The following is a 17,057-nucleotide window of genomic DNA, read 5'->3' as shown; positions in this document are numbered from 1 at the left end:
CAAAGTGTAGTGGCCGGTTAGGAAAAAATACGTGAAAACGTCCTAACGAGCAATCGTTGGGGCGTTTTCTTGTTCCCGATGATTGCACGGCTCAATTGAAGTGTAAATGAAAGGGAATTAAGATTATGGCACAAAATGCAATGACAGCAGCAAGTCCAGTGGACACAGAACATATCCAAGAAAAAGCGGTTGAAGCCAAGGCGTCAATGCGCGAACTCGTTTATAATACGTCAGCAGCAGTATCCAATGCGATTTTGGTCACGTTGGGAATGGAATTGTTGTTACAAACCATTGCGGGATTTATTAATTGGGCGCCAATGGTGCAAATGGGCGCAATCACGAAAATTATGTTGCCAGCCGCCTTTGGAGCTGCGGTGGCGTCACAAATGAAAACCAATACAATGGTGATGTTTAGTGCCATGGCTGCTTCAACTGTTGGGGCTAATGCGGTGTTCTTTAGCTCATCTGCCGTGCAAGGGGTAACAGCTACTGGTTATGCTGGCTCACAAGCGGCTGGTTCAGCAATCATTACGACCGGTCAACCGATTTCTGCCGTGCTTGCCGCGGTGATTGCAGTTGTCTTTGGTAAATGGTTGAGTGGTAAGACGCCGTTAGATATGGTCATTGTACCAGCGGCTACTACAATTGTGGGCACGGTGAGTGGTTACTATTTGGCCATGATTACCACACCGGCGTTGGTAGCAGTTGGGCAATTCATTGCGGCAAGTATTGCTATTAGTCCAATTATCGGGACAGCAGTTGTGGCAATGGTTTTTGGGGCCTTGACAATGACGCCCGCATCCGCTGCGGCTTTGGCTGTAGCGATTGGGGCTACTGGGGTAACCTCTCCAGAAGCCGCCGGTGCCATTTTGATTGGGACAACTGCAGTATTTGTTGGCTTCCCAGCAATGTCATTTCATGAAAATAAGATTGGGGCTACAATCGCTCAAGGTATCGTGACACCAAAAATTCAGTTCCCAAACTTGACCGAAAATCCAGCTTTGATTATCCCACCAATGGTAGGGGCAGCGATTGCAGCGCCTATTGCAACGATGGTCTTTCATGTGACAGCACCATTTGCGATGGCAGGTATTGGCTTTAACTCATTTATCGTCCCATTGGCTTTGGCCGGGTCGAACCCAATCGCGTTTGCGGCTTATATGGTCATCGGCGTTGCCATTCCAATGGTGGTATCCTTTGTTGGCTACCGTTTGATGCGCAAGATGGGCTGGGCAAAACCAAACCAATTGCATTTGGAAATGATCTAAGCCATTGTGCTAAGGGGAACAGTAATGAAAAAAATAATCGTAATCATTGTGGGATTTGTCGTTGTTATTGGGGCTGTCATCGGCATTGGCATGACGAAAAAATCAGCCAACGCGTCGCGTTCGGTGATCAAAATTGGTGGCGTGTTTGACACCTCTGGTGATGCATCAGCTTATGGTGAGGCGGAACAAAAAGGGGCAAACTTTGCCGTGAAGCGGATTAACGCTGCTGGTGGGATTAAGGTGAATGGCAAAACTTATACTGTTGAAATGATTAATAAAGACAGTAAGTCAGACAATACGGAAGCAGCAGCGGTCACAACGCGTTTAATCAACAATGACAAAGTGAATGCCATTGTTGGACCAGTGACAACAGCGGCTACGCAAGCAGCCATACCAGCCGCCACTAAAGGGCAAACCCCAATGATGTCCCCAACTGCTGGGGCAGATAGCATTACAGTGTAAAAAGATGGCAAAGTACAACCTTATGTCTTCCGGGCGCAATTTAAAAATTCTTATTTGGGCACTAAGATGGCGCAATTTGCTGATGATCAAGTGAAAGCAAAAAATGTTGTTATTTTCCAAGATAATTCATCAGATTATGGGACAGGCATTACGGCAGCTTTCAAAAAAGCCTACAAGGGTCATGTGGTAGACACGCTATCTTACCAAGCCGGAGATAAAGATTTCCAAGCCATGTTGACTAAAATTAAAGATCAGAAGTTTGATGCCATTGTAATTAATGGCTATTACACAGAAGCTGGTGCTATTTTGAAACAAGCACGTGACATGGGCATTAACGTACCAGTGATTGGCCCTGACGGTTTGGGTGACCCAAAGTTGGCAGAAATTGCTGGTAATCAAAATACGTCTAATGTCTATTATGCGGCGCATTTTTCAACGCAGGCACCTGCTACAGATGCAGCAACACCTTTTGTCACGGCTTACAAGAAGGCATATGGCGAAGCACCATCACAATTTACGGCACTGGCTTATGATGCCGTTTACATGATTAAGCAAGCGATTGAAGATGCAAAATCTGTTGATCGTGCCAAAATTACAACCGGATTAGCGCATATCAAAAACTTTGATGGCGTGACGGGGAAGATGACGATGGATGCGTTCCATAATCCCAAAAAGTCAATTGTCATGGTTGGTGTGACTGATGGTAAAGATACAACTGCAATGGTTGTGAAATAAGGGGCTGAATTGTGGCAAGTATTCTACAAAAGCTGCTAAATGGTGTGATATTGGGCAGTGTTTATGCGTTATTGGCTTTGGGTTACACCATGGTTTATGGCATTATCAAGTTAATTAACTTTGCACACGGTGATGTGTATATGTTGGGCGCTTACTTTGGCTATTTTTTCATCAAAATTTGGCACCTGAACTTCTTTGTGGCCCTCATCCTGTCGATGATTGTGAGTGCCGATGTGGGGGTGTTAATCGAATTAGTCGCTTATCGACCATTACGGCATTCACCCCGTATTGCTGTCTTGATCTCAGCTTTAGGGGTCTCGTTTTTACTCGAAAATGGGATGAGTTACGCCTTTGGTTCGGATAAGCGTGCTTTTCCACAAGCGATTGCCACCGTACAATATCATGTTGGCCAGCTGCAAATTTCGAATATTCAACTACTGATTATTGTCACAGCAGTGATATTGATGTTAGCGTTGACACTGATTGCCCAAAAAACAAAAATGGGGCGCGCTATGCGTGCCGTTTCGGCTGATCAAGAAGCTGCAGTGTTGATGGGGATTAATGTTAATCGCACCATTTCATTTACTTTCGCTATTGGCTCAGCTTTAGCAGCTGCGGGTGGGGTACTGATTGGCCTTTATTACAACAATATTGATCCGTTGATGGGCATGACGCCAGGGATTAAAGCGTTTGTGGCGGCTGTTCTTGGTGGAATTGGAATAATTCCTGGTGCCGCATTAGGTGGTTGGCTCATTGGTATTTTAGAAACCTTAACGCAAGCTGTTGGCATATCTGATTACAAAGATGCCGTGGTATATGGGATTTTAATTCTGATTTTACTCTGGAAACCGACTGGTATTTTGGGTAATCAGGGGCGAGAAAAGGTGTAGTACGATGGATCGAACACATTTGAAGTATACATTAAGTTGGGCCGGTTTGGCTGGGATGATTTTTGTCCTGATTGAGGTGATGACCATTGTTGGGGTGATTGGCCAGTATGGGTTGACCACTTTGGTCTTAATCGGCATTAACGTGATTGCGGCAGTGGGCTTGAATTTAGTGATTGGCATGTCGGGGCAATTTTCGTTAGGCCATGCTGGTTTTATGGCCGTGGGCGCTTATGCCACGGCGTTGATTGCCAGTGCGGTGCCCAATATTTTAGGTTTTGGCCTGAGTTTGATCATTGGGATGGGCATTAGTGGTGTCATCGCGTTGCTTGTTGGCATCCCCACTTTACGACTGCGGGGTGATTATCTGGCGATTGCAACACTTGGTGTCGCTGAAATTATTCGAATCGTGATTATTAACCTGAAAATAACGCGTGGACCGGCTGGTATTTTTGGTATTCCTAATTTTGTCAATTGGCAGATGGTCTTTGGTTTGAGCGTCGTCGTCATTGTCTTAGTTGTGAACTTTGTACGGATCACGACCGGACAAGCCATTATTGCCGTGCGTGATAATGAAATTGCTGCCGCCTCACTTGGCATCAATACGACAAAGTATAAAGTGATTGCCTTTGTGATTGGGGCGATGTTGGCTGCCTTGGCGGGTGGTCTCCGGGCTAGTTTTATTCAGTCGGTTTCCCCACAAGATTATACCTTTATGCAAACCATTACTATTTTGATTATTGTGGTGTTAGGCGGGATTGGCTCTATGAGTGGCACAGTTGTAACAGCGGTTATTTTGGGGATGCTGGACGTTGTCTTACAAAATTTTGGACCGCTCCGTATGGTCATTTACGCTGTTGTCTTAACTGTCGTCATGATTTTCCGACCAAAGGGATTGCTGGGAACAGCTGAATTGTCGTTAAAAGCGTTATTGTTTGATACAGGGGGCGAGCATGACAACCATTCTAAAAACGCATGATTTAAGTATTGCCTTTGGTTGTGTAGCTGCCGTCAATCAGGTCAATATTGAAGCACATGATAATGAATTGATTGGGTTAATTGGCCCAAACGGTGCAGGTAAAACCACGCTGTTCAATCTCTTAACTGGTGTGTATCAACCGACTGCCGGAACGGTGACGATGTTTGATGGCCAGCAATTAGTAAACTTAAATGGCTTGGCGCCGCATCATCGCGCTCAACGCGGGATGGCACGAACTTTCCAAAATATTCGGTTGTTTACCAGCCGGACCGTCCTGGAAAACGTATTGATTGCGATGACGACAACAAGTCAGGCCCAAACACTTGGGGCGTTGTTGCGAACGCCTAAGTTTTATCAAACAGAAGCGCATAAAAAACAACGGGCAATGGGACTACTGGCAATGTTTGATATGACTGCTGTTGCTGATGAATTGGCGGGTAATTTACCTTATGGGCAACAGCGTCGTCTGGAAATAGTTCGCGCGCTGGCGACTGAACCCAAAATTTTATTTTTAGATGAACCGGCTGCGGGGATGAATCCACAAGAAACACAGGCTTTGACGCACTTAATTCAACAGGTCCAGACGCAGTTTAACATGACAATTATTTTGATTGAACATGATATGAACCTGGTAATGGCGATTAGTCAACGTATTTATGTGCTCGAGTACGGTAAAGTCTTAGCAAGTGGGACGCCAAGTGAAATCCAACAGCATCCGGCTGTGATTAAGGCTTATCTAGGAGAGGACGTGTCATGACCGAGCAGATTTTACAAGTCACCAATCTGAGTATTCATTATGGGCCTATTAAAGCCGTGCAACAGGTTAATTTTGTCGTTAACCGTGGTGAAATTGTGACGTTGATTGGCGCTAATGGTGCGGGTAAAAGTACGATTCTGCGTGGTATTTCTGGCTTAGAAAAACCAGTGGCTGGCCAGATGTTATTTAATAGCCAAGACTTAAAGGGGCTGTCTTCTGAAACCCGTGTGCGACAGGGCATTGTGCAGGTCCCGGAAGGGCGTCATGTTTTTCCTGGGATGAGTGTGTTGGAGAATTTACGCTTAGGCGCTTATACTGTGCATAACAAACAACAGCTAACGACAACGTTGGCGCATGTTTTTACCCTGTTTCCAATTTTAGCTGAGCGAAAAAACCAAGATGCAGCGACCTTATCTGGCGGTGAACAGCAAATGTTAGCAATTGGGCGAGCTTTAATGGCGCAACCAAAAATTATCTTGCTGGATGAGCCGTCAATGGGGTTAGCACCACTTTATATCCAAAAAATATTTGCGATTATCCAACAAATTCGCCAAACCGGCGTCACGGTGTTAGTGATTGAACAAAATGCCCACCAAGCCCTTAGAATAGCAGATCGAGGCTATGTATTGGAGAGTGGCCAAGTTATGGCCACTGGGACTGGTGCAGAATTACTCGCATCAAGTGATGTTCGAGCCGCTTATCTAGGGGGTTAAACTAGGCTACTGTGCATAAAAAAAGCAATCTCTGGATGACTGAGATTGCTTTTTAACATTTATTTATGCATATAAGTCAACTTATAATGTGTATTCTGATCAGGTAACCATTTAAATTTGAACAGCATATGGGATTTCGTGCCCCAAATGTCGAGTAAGGCGGCAATCGCAATCAGAACGGGTGTTTGGGACTCAAATGTGATGTTGAGTTGATTATAGATCCCGTCGGGACGCATTTCGGGTTTGACACTGAGCAATTTTTTGGTATTGTGGGTAATAAGGTAACGGCCAACCATAAAGTTACCGGAAATCAGCCAACCAAGCTGCCGGACATAGACAATATCACCTAAATGCCCGAAGGTTAGACTAATTGAACCGACGGTATGACCACGATATTTGAGAATAAAGCGTGGTAAAATACCATACGATGTTTGCTCAATGCGCACTAAAACATTGCCGCACATATCTTGTACTTGTAGTTCGTCGTGTTTTTTACCAGACTGTCCGGACACTAAATAACAGGCTTGAAAATGCTCATCAAAGACGATGTTCACGCCATCTGCAATGCTATACCGTTGTCGAAGATAGTACCTTAACATGATTACCTCTTTGACCTTATTTTAACACGAAAGAAGCGTAAAAATGCCACTTGCTAACACATCCTGGGCGCCATACATTAAAGCAACATTAGCGCCAGAACAGATTACAGCGATCCAACAATTTTTAAACACCGCGTACCAAAACCAGACTGTTTATCCACCAAGGGATAAGGTATTTGCGGCATTGACGACAACATCTTTACCACAAACAAAAGTAGTGATTATGGGTCAAGATCCGTATCATGAAGTAGGACAAGCGCAGGGTCTGAGTTTTTCAGTGCCTGATACTATCCCGGCACCGCCATCATTACGTAATATTTTAAAGGAATTAGCCACGGATATTGGGCCACGCCAATCCCATGATCTCACATCTTGGGCGCAACAAGGCGTGCTACTGCTCAATGCGGTGTTGACAGTACCGGCTGGTCAGGCAAATGGCCATGCGGGGCAGGTTTGGGAGCCACTGACAGATGCCATTATGACGGCGGCATCAGCAGATGCATCGCCCAAGGTATTTATTTTGTGGGGTAAATATGCCCAATCCAAACGCCGCTTAATTGATGAGTCGAAACACCTCGTGCTAACGTCTGCGCATCCCAGTCCGTTATCGGCTTACCGTGGTTTTTTTGGTAGTCGGCCATTTTCGCAAGCAAACGTCTTTTTAGCAGCACAAAACCGCGAAACAATTGATTGGTTAAATTGAGTGAAAAAAATCACAAATTCGCAGACAAACACGGATTATTCTGTTACAATTAATTTGTAAATGAAATTAAAACAGTATGTGAGTGACGTTGGAGGAACGATCGTGGTTGAATTATTCGAACAATTAAAAAGTAAGATTAACGGTCAAAATAAAACAATTGTTTTCCCTGAAGGGGAAGATGTCCGTATTCAAGGTGCTGCGGCGCGTTTAGCAGCGGAAGGCTTGATTAAGCCAATTTTGTTAGGGGATGAACGTGTCATTGCGACAACTGCTTCAGAAAATAACTTTGATTTATCAGGTGTTGAAATCATTGATCCATTGCAATATGATGCTGACGCATTGGCAGAATTAAATGCTGCTTTGGTTGCACGTCGTAAGGGTAAGACTGATGCCGAGACAGCGGCCAAGTGGTTACGTGACGTGAACTATTTTGGGACAATGTTGGTTTACACAGGTAAGGCAGATGGTATGGTGTCTGGTGCAACGCATCCAACTGGTGATACTGTACGACCAGCCTTGCAAATTATTAAAACAGCACCAGGATCATCACGTATTTCTGGCGCATTCATCATGCAAAAGGGTGATGAACGTTATGTTTTCTCTGATGCTGCTATCAATATTGATGTTGATGCAGAAACGATGGCAGAAATTGCGGTGCAATCTGCGCAAACAGCTAAGGTATTTGACATTGAACCTAAAGTGGCGATGCTATCATTTTCAACAAAGGGTTCAGCCAAGTCACCAATGGTAGATAAGGTTGTTGAAGCCACGAAGTTAGCCAAGGAAATGGCACCAGAATTAGCAGACCAAATTGATGGTGAATTGCAATTTGATGCAGCGTTTGTCCCATCAGTTGGTGCGGCAAAAGCACCTGATTCTCAAGTCGCAGGTCAAGCGAATACCTTTATTTTCCCAAGCTTAGAAGCTGGTAATATTGGTTATAAGATTGCCCAACGTTTGGGTGGTTTCGAAGCAATCGGCCCAATCTTACAAGGTTTGGATAAGCCAGTGTCAGATTTGTCACGTGGTGCCAACGAAGAAGATGTTTATAAGGTGGCCATCATTACAGCTGCACAAGCGATGGCACAATAAATAATAGTAGATTAAAAAATAGACTGTTTAGCAAAATCTTCTTGCTAAACAGTCTATTTTTTAATTGGCTTGAATTTTTGCAGCTCGGCGATTGTTGACGATTGTTATCGTGACATTTTCGGTATCAGCCTCAGCCAGCGCATCGAGTAACTGGTTTGCCGTAGCATCACTGAAATCCAGGTGCCAGTCACCCATACGTAGGATATAACGGTCGGCCATGTCGTAGAATTTTAAAGTCGCCGTGTGAGCCTTGTGTTGGCTCATCAAAGTGATGAGATCAGTTAGTGTCGTTATTGGTTTCAATGTTGGTATCCATTCGTGTGTTCTAAAGTATCTAACAAATTAGGATCAGACGACTGCTACCATATGTCATGCCGTAACAAATAAAGTACACGTCAAATATTTTTGGTCAGTTTTTGACATGTCAAAGGCAGGCATCACGGGTGATTGGTCTTTATCGTGGCAGGTTTGTGAGGATGATAAAAATACCATAGCCCAGTAAACCTACGAGATACAACCAACCAATCAGCCACCACCATTTCATATGGTGTTGTGGATGATGTCGTCGCATATCGATCTCCCTAAACGTTACCCTTAATATAACGTGTGAACATGACGCTTTTGTGACAAAATCGCCGTGTTAAGAAAACGCTAGTTATTTTTATAAATTCTTACAAAAAGGATCTTTTGCCTGAGCAAAAGATCCTTTGATTGGTTATTTAGTTTGTGATTTTTGCTTTGAACACTTGAAGAGGAGATACCCGACAGCGGCTAAGAGCAAGAAAATTACGACTGCCATAGCGATCATGCCAATGATGATCCAATTGATTGGCTTTTTCACAGTGTTGTGTTTTGCTGTGTTATTGATACTATCAGATTGGCTTTGATTAAGCGTCAATAGTTGTTGCCACGTCCAGGTGTGGTTCGCATTGTCGGTGACGGTTAATCGATAAGTATAACGGCCACTCGCAAAGGACTGATTGCCTAATGAACTCCGATAAGTAAAATTACTTTGAGGCGCAATGCTATGGTTGCTATCTGTTTTTGAGAAAACGACACGACCAGATTGATCAACCAATTCGGATTTGAGAGTGACGCCATTCAGAATGGTAGGGGTCACGTTTTGAATATCGGCCACTAAATTATTATTATGATTAGCGGTCAGTAACTTAAGATGTGTGGCAGTCAGTTTCGGCGTCACAGCATCATCATTTTGACGGATAACAATGGGCACAGCATAAGCGAATTGGTCAGTTAGGCCGGTGGTCTTTTTTTCATTCGTTTCAATTTGGCGCGTCACTGTAATTCCACCGAGTAATTTACCGGCAAATGACACATCGGGCAATTTGAGATGCACTCTCACGACCGTATTAGCCCCAGGTGCCACGGTTACTTCTTTTTGTGGCAATGACGCAATTTGGCTAAATTGCAAATTTTGTGGCACTGATAGGGTGCCTTTGGCAGGGGTCTTGGCATAATCTAGTGCGGTATTCAGATTTGTGACACCAGAATTAACAGCCAGATTAAAGGTTTCTGGTGTTGTCCCAGTGTTGTAAATCGTCACCTTTAAGTCCGTTTCGGCTTTGGCAGGCATCTTTAAGGCGAAGTAACCGTTGTTCGTCGGGTTTTGATATTGATTTTGCACAGTAGCAACGGTAAAATCTGCACCATCCGCGTGGGCAATTTGTGGGATTAATAAGAGGGACAAGGTCAACAGACCAATCCAAATTTTTTTCATGAGTGTTATCCAATTTTATGTACAAAAACGTAGTGATAGGCACTACGTTTTATGATTAGTGTCAATTTGTAAACTAAATGGTTTACTGAACGTTAGCTGGCGCGATGGTGTAGGCCACTGTTCCAGTAAATGATGGTGTACCATTTGTCAAGTTCAAAGTTGCGCCTGGTGCGGCAACAGTTGTTGTGGCATAGTTGCTTAGGGTGGCTGCCTTCAAAGCAACATCGGGGATGACAACCGCTTGGTTATTGGAAGCATCAACAGCGTTTTTATCGGAATAAGTGGCTGAAGGCGTCCAGTCAAGTTGTGTCTTCAGGTTTTGTACTGAAAATGAACCAGTAGCTGCGGCGGGCCCTTGTGTCAATGAGGCCTTACCATTGTTCCAGGCATAGTTGATGTTACCGAAGTTATAGTTGGTTGTACCTGAAACAATCGGCATCACGTTATCAGTGGCCACAACAGCTGACATTGAACCACCAGCAGTTGTTGCTGAAGGGGTTGGTGTGCTTGAAGCGGCTGCGGTTGAACCTGATGTTGTGTCGGCAAAAACTGCTGGTGAAAAGGCACCGGCAAGGATTGCAGCAGTTGCTGACAAGAGGAGTGTTTTCTTCATTAGGGGTAAGTCTCCGTTGTTTTATTTAGTTAACTGTTGTTAACAATGGAGTTAAGTTTAGCACCATTAGTTTAAGGGGGTCAATCATTTATTTTAAAAACATTTGTCATTTTTTTGTAAAGGCGGGCAGTGTGTGAGATTCCTTCATTAGAGATCGTTTTTTGTCATGAAAAAAATAAATTACGCGATTGATCGATGATAAAAAATGTCGTGTCGATTGTTTGATTTGTATCATACTGATAATTGTTTGCGTATTAAAACGCGACAAAATAACCCCGAATAACGTGGTTCAATTCGGGGTTATTTTGGTTAAAATGGTCGATATTGTGACAATGTTATCAAATGGCGGGGGTTGTGCGTTGCTTTGTTGTCATATCAATATGATATCACGTTAGAAAACTTATTGTATTAGCCGTTATAAAGGATTTTAATTTTGTTAAAGGTTTGACAATTAGATAATTAATATGCTAAATTAGATGAGTAACGTATCGGTTACATGATCTCAGTACAAACATTCACATTACGTTGTTAAAAAACACACAACCAGCATTTTTCTTCGTAATATTCAAACGTAGACTAACAGGATGCTTGTCTTGCCAGTCAAGATAGCACCTATCTTGTTATATTGTCAGTACTGGGTTTTGAGAGAGCGTGAGCCATGGTGGACAGCGATGTCCACCATGGCTTTTTTGTTGTCGAATTTGTAGCACTTTTGTAGCACTGAACTCAAAAAATAGTGAAAACTGATGAAAACTCACAACAACTCTAAACAACTCAAAACCCTGACGTACCAAGGTTTAAGCAACAAAAAACCGTTCTACCAATAACAAGGTAAAACGGTTAAATATGCCGCTGACAGGAATCGAACCTGCACGAGATTGCTCCCATACCGACCTGAACGGTACGCGTCTGCCAGTTCCGCCACAGCGGCATTACTTGATTAGTATACTAAACTTTTCTATAAATGAAAAGATTGACTTTCATTAGCAATATAGTAAGATATAAAACAACAGTGGATTTCTCATTAATGTTTGTTATTGCGCTGGTTTACCGGCATTCTTTCACAACATTAGTTCACTTAAAATGTTGATTTCGACCGATTGCGGTTGATAATGTTCGTGAATTACAACGTATCCCGTTGTGATTTTGTAACCGATTGGAGGGTGTGCAAGCGCACATAATCATGATGACAACGTATAACTTTTCAGCTGGACCCGGTGTATTGCCAGAAGCTGTAATCACCCAAATCAAACAAGAGTTTGAAAAGAATGAACACACACATATGAGCATCGTTGAAATTTCTCATCGATCGCAACAGTTTCAAGATATTGTAGCCGAAGCTGAACAAAAATTACGCCAGCTGATGCAAATTCCGGCAGACTATGCTGTTGTCTTTTTACAAGGTGGCGGCTCATTACAATTTGAAATGATGCCGTTAAATTTCGCGACACAGCAACAAAAAATTGCCATTTTGGATTCAGGGAATTTTGCGGCGAAAGCGGGCGAAGCTGCAACACAGTTAGGTAAAGATGTGACGATACTTGACAGTACCAAGACACAAAACTATCAAGGATTACCAAGTTTACCGACTGATTTTGAGGCAACGGCCTATGATTACCTACATATTGTGACGAATAATACAATTGAAGGGGCAACTTTCCATCAAGATAATCTGCCCCAAACATCAGGACGCCTGGTCGCTGACATGAGTTCTAATATTTTAGCGGAACCGTATCAAGTGACGGATTTTGATGCGATTTTTGCTGGCGGTCAAAAAAATTTGGGACCCGCAGGCGTGACGGTGGCGATTCTAAAAAAAGACTGGTTGGCTGAACAGGATCTCACAGGGGTTGGGCCAATGATGCGCTATCAAAACCACATTGACAAACAGTCCATGTATAATACGTCGCCAGTATTTGCGATTTATGCCTTGAACTTGGTGTTGGATTGGGTCATCGCACAAGGTGGTGTGTCGGCGATGTATGACCGCAATCTTGAAAAGGCTAATCGCCTCTATGATTATTTAGACCAATCAACTTTTTACACGGCACCGGTTGAACGTGCCGCGCGGTCATTGACAAACGTGGTCTTTACCACTGGTGACTTAGTGCGTGACAAAGCCATCGTTAAACAGGCGACTGAAACGGGCTTATTTAATCTTGGTGGTCATCGCTCAGTAGGTGGCTTTAGAGCTTCGCTCTATAACGCCCAACCTATTGCAGCCGTTGATGCCTTAATTACGTTTTTAAAGAAAGTAGAAGCAGAACAAGCATGACAAATATTAAAACCTATAATGCGATCAGTGCCAAAGGTTTGGATTATCTGACCGCACATGGCTATGAAATTGATGGTGAAGGCGAACCAAAGGGCATTATCCTTCGGTCGCAGAGTTTGCATGATGAACCAATTGCTGATAGCGTTCGGGCCGTTGTCCGAGCAGGGGCTGGTTTTAACAATATTCCAGTTGAAGAATTGTCAAAACGTGGTGTTGTTGTATTTAACACACCGGGCGGTAACGCGAATGCGGTGAAAGAGTTAACTATTGCGGCTTTGATTTTGGCGGCACGACCAGTCGTTGGGGCCATCGGTTTTGCGAATGAAACGCGTGGTGGTGATGTCTCACTACGGACCGAAGTGAATAAAGGCGGTTACCGTGGAACGGAGTTAGCAGGGAAAACATTAGGTGTCATTGGCCTCGGTAATGTTGGTTCAAAAGTAGCTAACACGGCGTTGGCTTTGGATATGGATGTGATTGGGTACGATCCAGGGTTAAATGCCAATACCGCATGGCGCATTGACCGACACATTGTGCGCGCCAAAACAGTCGATGAAGTCCTTGAACAAGCTGATTATGTGACGGTGCATATTCCATACACAGAAAAAAATCATTTCTTTATTAATGCCGACCGCTTAGCTAAAATGAAGCCAAATGCCGCGCTATTAAACATGTCACGGGGTGGCATTGTGGATGATTTGGCTGCGAAGGATGCCCTCGATCGTGGAACATTGCACGTTTATATTACTGATTTTGCGGACGAAGCGTTGTTTGATCATCCCAAGGTGATTATTACGCCACATATTGGCGGGTCAACCATTGAAGCGGAAGATACTAGTGCCTTAATGGCAGCGCGGCAATTGGACGAATACTTGACGACGGGAAACATTATTAATTCGGTGAACTACCCAGATATTGACGAACCATTTGTGACGAAGTATCGTGTTGGCATTATTCATGAAAATGTGCCGAATATGATTAGTCAAATTTCGAAGTTTTTTGGGGACAACGGCATCAACATTGAACAATTGAGCAATCGTGCCGTTGGCGCTTATGCGTATACACTCGTTGCAATTAATGATTTCACGCCAGAACAACAAGAATATGTGAAGACGGCGTTGGATGAAATTCCTCACGTGATTTTGACTCGTCGCTATGTTAATGACATGATTTAAGAATAGGAAAACAAGATGAAAGATTTGCAAGAAGCAGCGATTGGCAAGTTAGCTGAACGTGGTGTGACAATCGCTGATATTACCGCTGGTACCCAGACTTTTTTAACGGACAAGTACCACGATACGATTGATACCGAAAAACTGACAGCAGCGGTACAGCATGTACTCCACAAAGATGAAGTTGCCGATATTATTTTAACGGCAATTTATCTCGATGAACAAGCGGCGTTAATGCCAGAAACACAACCCTTAAAGGCGCGGTTACAACGAGATGCGAATGGGCATAACGTTGACGAAATTTTAGCAATTGCTATTACGCAACAATTCTCAGCTGCAGCAACGGTGCATTACGGTTTGCTAGATGATTTGAAGCCGGGATTGATTGGTGAAATTAATGATCGGACAGATACCATTAACGTGTATTTGGATGATATTTTAGCCGCATTAATTGCGAGTTCAGCCATGACTTATCTCGAATTATTAGGTGGCAACAACTATTAATAACACTGCAAGACACGAGAGAAGCCTAGTCAGATAGGCTTTTTTTTGTTAAAATTAAGACCATATTGACAAAATCAAGGAGATGTTAACATGTCAGGACATAGTAAGTGGCATAACATCCAGGGCCGTAAAAACGCCCAAGATGCTAAGCGTGGTAAAATTTTCCAGAAACTAGCACATGATTTTTATGTAGCGGCTAAGGCCGGTGGGGCTGATCCTAATATGAATGCGTCATTGCGTTTGGTTGTGGAAAAGGCTAAAGCTGCGAATATGCCAAAAGATAATATTCAACGGGCATTAGATAAGGCGTCAGGCGCCGGTGGTCAAAAGTTTGAAGAAGTGACTTATGAAGGCTATGGGACTGCTGGTGTTGCCATTTTAGTTGAAGCATCAACGGACAACATCAACCGCACGGTGTCAAGTATTCGTAATTCCTTCAAACATTTTGGTGGGGCACTTGGGACAAGTGGTTCTGTGGCCTTCCAATTCGATCGGAAAGGTTACTTAGCGATTAACCGTGCTGATTTTCCCGATTTGGATGAAGATACGGTACTTGAAGCAGCATTGGAAGCTGGTGCGGAAGATGTGCAAACACAAGACGAAGTCTTTGAAATTTACACAACGGCAGCTGATTTTCAAGCTGTTGAATCGGCAATGACAGCTGCCGGCTATGTTTTTGAAGAAGCCGAAGTCACAATGATTGCGCAAAATCCGGCTGAAATTTCGGATGAAGATCGTGAAAAGTTAGACAAGCTTGTCGACGAATTAGAAGAAAACGAAGATGTTTTGGCGGTTTATACCACTGCTGACTAAAAAAGAACCACATAAGAGGTTCTTTTTTAGTGTTGTGCTTTGGCAGTGGCGATCAATTGCTGTACAAATGCTGTTAGAGCAGCTGTATCAGTCTCGTCTGGGCGTAGATTAACCTTAACGCCTTCAGCGCCTTTAATGGCCTGTGTTTTGGCAAATTGCGCTTCAAATTTTGGCACAGCAACACAGTAATCTGACAAATAGTAGGTATCGCCTGAACCCGCAACACCATAAACAACGTGATCTAAGGTGGCGTCGGCCAAGTCTTCAAAGAAATCTAAGCCTTCATCCGGCAGTGAGCCTTGATCATAGGTGTAGGGCACCACGACGGCAATATCAACGTCTTCAAATTCGTCAACTTCTGTTTGTGAGATTTCCGTTTTTTTAACGGCGATATTTGCGGCTTCAAACGCTGCGACGACGATGTCTGCGACCTCTTCGTTATTACCGGTAATTGTTGCGTATACGACGTGTGCCTGCATGAGTATGTTTGTGATGGGGCGGTTAAACAGAAATGTTTGACCGTGTCGCCATATCCTCCATTTTATTGTTAGTCTTTATTATAAAGGAGTAGGCACTAAAATTACAGTTGGAGTTCGTGAATAAAAACACGCAATGTGACAATTTGTTGACAAAACACTAAAATGACTTTACACGTTAAAGGCAAGGCCTTAAGATTAGGAATGGAAATTTAATAAAAAAACCGCGACTTCTTGATAGATTTGCGACCGCTTAGGAGATTACAAATGATACACCAGTTGTTGGCTGAATTTATGGGCACAGCGCTCATGATCATCTTCGGTGTCGGCGTACACGCTGACGATGTATTGAATCGGACGAAGTACCATGGGTCCGGACACATTTTTGCAATCACAACGTGGGGATTTGGCATTAGCATTGTGCTTTTCGTCTTTGGTGATGTCTTTATCAACCCAGCGATGGCGATGGTGCAATTAGTGCTTGGTCGAATTGACTTTTGGTACTTCTTGGCCGTGAGTGTGGTTGAAATATTGGGTGCTTTGGTAGGATCCTTAATTGTGTACGTGATGTATGCGGATCAGTTCAAATTATCTGAAAAAGATATTGATCCAGTCATTGTGCGCAACATTTTCTCAACAGCACCGGCAATTCGCAATTTACCACGCAACTTCTTCGTTGAAACATTTGCGACATTTATCTTTATGACAAGTATTTTGGCCATTTCAGCGCGGGCTGGGGATGTGCCTGGTATGGTACCGTTGGCTGTTGGGTTCCTTGTCTGGGCAATTGGTATGGGTCTTGGTGGTACCACTGGCTTTGCCATGAACTTGGCACGTGATATGGGACCAAGATTAGCTTATGCGATTATCCCTTGGAAAAATCGCACAACGGCTGATTTCAAGTACGGCATCCTCGTACCAGGTATCGCACCATTTGTAGGAGCGATTTTTGCAGCACTATTTTCAAAATACTATTTAGGCCTCTAATCGGCCTTTTTTTATTGGCATGGGTCACTTGTAATTTAGGGTGGCTTCGCTATAATTGAGATACGCTATGAATAAAGAGGAAAAAATCATGACATTAACAGAATCACAATATAATGCTTTGAAAGTGGCTTTTGACAACGGTATTTTAGATCATGACGCTCAAGCAAAAGCAGCACTGGCTATTTTACTTGATGCCGTAGCGCCACAATAATTGTTGCAAAAATAACAAAATGGTGCTAAACTAACTTCAATAACGTTGATAAGGACAACTCAAGTGTTAGCAA

Annotated in this window: 18 protein-coding genes, 1 tRNA gene, 1 pseudogene and 1 other annotated feature (1 of these 21 cut by a window edge); of the genes and pseudogenes, 14 read left to right on the top strand and 6 right to left on the bottom strand. The window is 43.5% G+C overall.

Going from position 1 to position 17,057, the window contains the following annotated elements; all coding sequences use genetic code 11:
- Positions 1–125 precede the first annotated feature (125 nt).
- The 6 genes and pseudogenes from IE039_RS00890 (at position 126) to IE039_RS00865 (ending at position 5,801) form a co-directional block, all read left to right on the top strand.
- Positions 126–1,268 (top strand): PTS sugar transporter subunit IIC, encoded by a 1,143-nt coding sequence (locus IE039_RS00890; protein ID WP_189428564.1) that lies wholly within the window; start codon positions 126–128, stop codon positions 1,266–1,268.
- A 24-nt stretch (positions 1,269–1,292) separates the two neighbouring features.
- Positions 1,293–2,465, top strand: a pseudogene (locus IE039_RS00885) (ABC transporter substrate-binding protein).
- Positions 2,466–2,476: 11 nt separating this feature from the next.
- On the top strand, positions 2,477–3,355 hold the full coding sequence (locus IE039_RS00880) for a branched-chain amino acid ABC transporter permease (RefSeq protein WP_189428563.1): 879 nt from the start codon (positions 2,477–2,479) through the stop codon (positions 3,353–3,355).
- A 4-nt stretch (positions 3,356–3,359) separates the two neighbouring features.
- Complete coding sequence (locus tag IE039_RS00875) at positions 3,360–4,331, top strand: branched-chain amino acid ABC transporter permease (protein WP_189428562.1); 972 nt, start codon at positions 3,360–3,362, stop codon at positions 4,329–4,331.
- A complete protein-coding gene (locus tag IE039_RS00870) occupies positions 4,306–5,088 on the top strand; it encodes an ABC transporter ATP-binding protein (RefSeq protein ID WP_189428561.1) in 783 nt (260 codons plus the stop codon). Before IE039_RS00875 ends, IE039_RS00870 begins: the two co-directional genes overlap by 26 nt.
- Positions 5,085–5,801 carry an ABC transporter ATP-binding protein gene (locus tag IE039_RS00865; protein ID WP_048699998.1) on the top strand — a complete coding sequence of 239 codons (717 nt, stop codon included), beginning with the start codon at positions 5,085–5,087 and terminating at the stop codon, positions 5,799–5,801. The genes IE039_RS00870 and IE039_RS00865 overlap by 4 nt, the downstream gene beginning before the upstream one ends.
- 59 nt (positions 5,802–5,860) lie before the next feature.
- Here the strand turns inward: IE039_RS00865 and IE039_RS00860 are convergent, their stop codons facing one another.
- Entirely contained in the window at positions 5,861–6,400 is a 540-nt protein-coding gene (locus IE039_RS00860) for an LURP-one-related/scramblase family protein (RefSeq protein WP_048699996.1), read from the bottom strand.
- Between the two features lie 43 nt (positions 6,401–6,443).
- On the opposite strand from IE039_RS00860, the gene IE039_RS00855 reads away from it, so the two are divergent.
- On the top strand, positions 6,444–7,103 hold the full coding sequence (locus IE039_RS00855; RefSeq protein ID WP_010005747.1) for a uracil-DNA glycosylase: 660 nt from the start codon (positions 6,444–6,446) through the stop codon (positions 7,101–7,103).
- Between the two features lie 60 nt (positions 7,104–7,163).
- Entirely contained in the window at positions 7,164–8,195 is a 1,032-nt protein-coding gene (gene pta, locus IE039_RS00850) for a phosphate acetyltransferase (protein ID WP_154266225.1), read from the top strand.
- A gap of 60 nt (positions 8,196–8,255) precedes the next feature.
- Here pta and IE039_RS00845 read toward each other — a convergent pair whose 3' ends face one another.
- The 4 genes from IE039_RS00845 to IE039_RS00830 form a co-directional block, all read right to left on the bottom strand.
- Positions 8,256–8,498 carry a phosphate acetyltransferase gene (locus tag IE039_RS00845; protein WP_189428560.1) on the bottom strand — a complete coding sequence of 81 codons (243 nt, stop codon included), beginning with the start codon at positions 8,496–8,498 and terminating at the stop codon, positions 8,256–8,258.
- Between the two features lie 412 nt (positions 8,499–8,910).
- Positions 8,911–9,933: a WxLIP family cell surface protein gene (locus IE039_RS00840; RefSeq protein WP_010006015.1), complete on the bottom strand. Its 1,023-nt coding sequence runs from the start codon at positions 9,931–9,933 to the stop codon at positions 8,911–8,913.
- 82 nt (positions 9,934–10,015) lie between these two features.
- On the bottom strand, positions 10,016–10,546 hold the full coding sequence (locus tag IE039_RS00835; RefSeq protein WP_019040997.1) for a hypothetical protein: 531 nt from the start codon (positions 10,544–10,546) through the stop codon (positions 10,016–10,018).
- A gap of 847 nt (positions 10,547–11,393) precedes the next feature.
- Positions 11,394–11,477, bottom strand: a tRNA-Leu gene (locus tag IE039_RS00830).
- Positions 11,478–11,732: 255 nt separating this feature from the next.
- On the opposite strand from IE039_RS00830, the gene serC reads away from it, so the two are divergent.
- From serC to IE039_RS00810, 4 genes are all read left to right on the top strand, one after another.
- Entirely contained in the window at positions 11,733–12,821 is a 1,089-nt protein-coding gene (serC, locus tag IE039_RS00825; RefSeq protein ID WP_010002834.1) for a 3-phosphoserine/phosphohydroxythreonine transaminase, read from the top strand.
- A complete protein-coding gene (locus IE039_RS00820) occupies positions 12,818–13,996 on the top strand; it encodes a 3-phosphoglycerate dehydrogenase family protein (protein WP_048699981.1) in 1,179 nt (392 codons plus the stop codon). The genes serC and IE039_RS00820 overlap by 4 nt, the downstream gene beginning before the upstream one ends.
- 15 nt (positions 13,997–14,011) lie before the next feature.
- Positions 14,012–14,497 carry a phosphatidylglycerophosphatase A family protein gene (locus IE039_RS00815; RefSeq protein WP_010003990.1) on the top strand — a complete coding sequence of 162 codons (486 nt, stop codon included), beginning with the start codon at positions 14,012–14,014 and terminating at the stop codon, positions 14,495–14,497.
- Positions 14,498–14,587: 90 nt separating this feature from the next.
- On the top strand, positions 14,588–15,310 hold the full coding sequence (locus IE039_RS00810; RefSeq protein WP_010003989.1) for a YebC/PmpR family DNA-binding transcriptional regulator: 723 nt from the start codon (positions 14,588–14,590) through the stop codon (positions 15,308–15,310).
- Positions 15,311–15,336: 26 nt separating this feature from the next.
- Here IE039_RS00810 and IE039_RS00805 read toward each other — a convergent pair whose 3' ends face one another.
- Positions 15,337–15,789, bottom strand: a complete 453-nt coding sequence (locus IE039_RS00805) for a flavodoxin (protein ID WP_010003988.1) — start codon at positions 15,787–15,789, stop codon at positions 15,337–15,339.
- Positions 15,790–16,053: 264 nt separating this feature from the next.
- On the opposite strand from IE039_RS00805, the gene larD reads away from it, so the two are divergent.
- Both larD and IE039_RS08470 read left to right on the top strand, forming a co-directional pair.
- Entirely contained in the window at positions 16,054–16,773 is a 720-nt protein-coding gene (larD, locus tag IE039_RS00800; RefSeq protein ID WP_010003987.1) for a D/L-lactic acid transporter LarD, read from the top strand.
- Between the two features lie 88 nt (positions 16,774–16,861).
- Complete coding sequence (locus IE039_RS08470) at positions 16,862–16,984, top strand: hypothetical protein (protein WP_257784548.1); 123 nt, start codon at positions 16,862–16,864, stop codon at positions 16,982–16,984.
- 36 nt (positions 16,985–17,020) lie between these two features.
- Positions 17,021–17,057, top strand: a binding site (T-box leader) (it continues 169 nt past the right edge of the window).

Source organism: Leuconostoc lactis KCTC 3528 = DSM 20202, assembly GCF_014651235.1.
GTDB lineage: Bacteria > Bacillota > Bacilli > Lactobacillales > Lactobacillaceae > Leuconostoc > Leuconostoc lactis.
Note: the sequence above shows the minus strand (reverse complement) of the source record. Positions and strands in the feature narration are given on the sequence as shown.

Bases quoted from the DNA above. Each gene is read 5' to 3' on its own strand.
- larD (WP_010003987.1), top strand. From the start codon at position 16,054: ATGATACACCAGTTGTTGGCTGAATTTATGGGCACAGCGCTCATGATC.
- pta (WP_154266225.1), top strand. From the start codon at position 7,164: ATGAAATTAAAACAGTATGTGAGTGACGTTGGAGGAACGATCGTGGTT.
- serC (WP_010002834.1), top strand. From the start codon at position 11,733: ATGACAACGTATAACTTTTCAGCTGGACCCGGTGTATTGCCAGAAGCT.
- IE039_RS00875 (WP_189428562.1), top strand. From the start codon at position 3,360: ATGGATCGAACACATTTGAAGTATACATTAAGTTGGGCCGGTTTGGCT.
- IE039_RS00870 (WP_189428561.1), top strand. From the start codon at position 4,306: ATGACAACCATTCTAAAAACGCATGATTTAAGTATTGCCTTTGGTTGT.
- IE039_RS00820 (WP_048699981.1), top strand. From the start codon at position 12,818: ATGACAAATATTAAAACCTATAATGCGATCAGTGCCAAAGGTTTGGAT.
- IE039_RS00810 (WP_010003989.1), top strand. From the start codon at position 14,588: ATGTCAGGACATAGTAAGTGGCATAACATCCAGGGCCGTAAAAACGCC.
- IE039_RS00865 (WP_048699998.1), top strand. From the start codon at position 5,085: ATGACCGAGCAGATTTTACAAGTCACCAATCTGAGTATTCATTATGGG.
- IE039_RS00815 (WP_010003990.1), top strand. From the start codon at position 14,012: ATGAAAGATTTGCAAGAAGCAGCGATTGGCAAGTTAGCTGAACGTGGT.
- IE039_RS00855 (WP_010005747.1), top strand. From the start codon at position 6,444: ATGCCACTTGCTAACACATCCTGGGCGCCATACATTAAAGCAACATTA.
- IE039_RS00835 (WP_019040997.1), bottom strand. From the start codon at position 10,546: ATGAAGAAAACACTCCTCTTGTCAGCAACTGCTGCAATCCTTGCCGGT.
- IE039_RS08470 (WP_257784548.1), top strand. From the start codon at position 16,862: ATGACATTAACAGAATCACAATATAATGCTTTGAAAGTGGCTTTTGAC.
- IE039_RS00860 (WP_048699996.1), bottom strand. From the start codon at position 6,400: ATGTTAAGGTACTATCTTCGACAACGGTATAGCATTGCAGATGGCGTG.
- IE039_RS00890 (WP_189428564.1), top strand. From the start codon at position 126: ATGGCACAAAATGCAATGACAGCAGCAAGTCCAGTGGACACAGAACAT.
- IE039_RS00805 (WP_010003988.1), bottom strand. From the start codon at position 15,789: ATGCAGGCACACGTCGTATACGCAACAATTACCGGTAATAACGAAGAG.
- IE039_RS00840 (WP_010006015.1), bottom strand. From the start codon at position 9,933: ATGAAAAAAATTTGGATTGGTCTGTTGACCTTGTCCCTCTTATTAATC.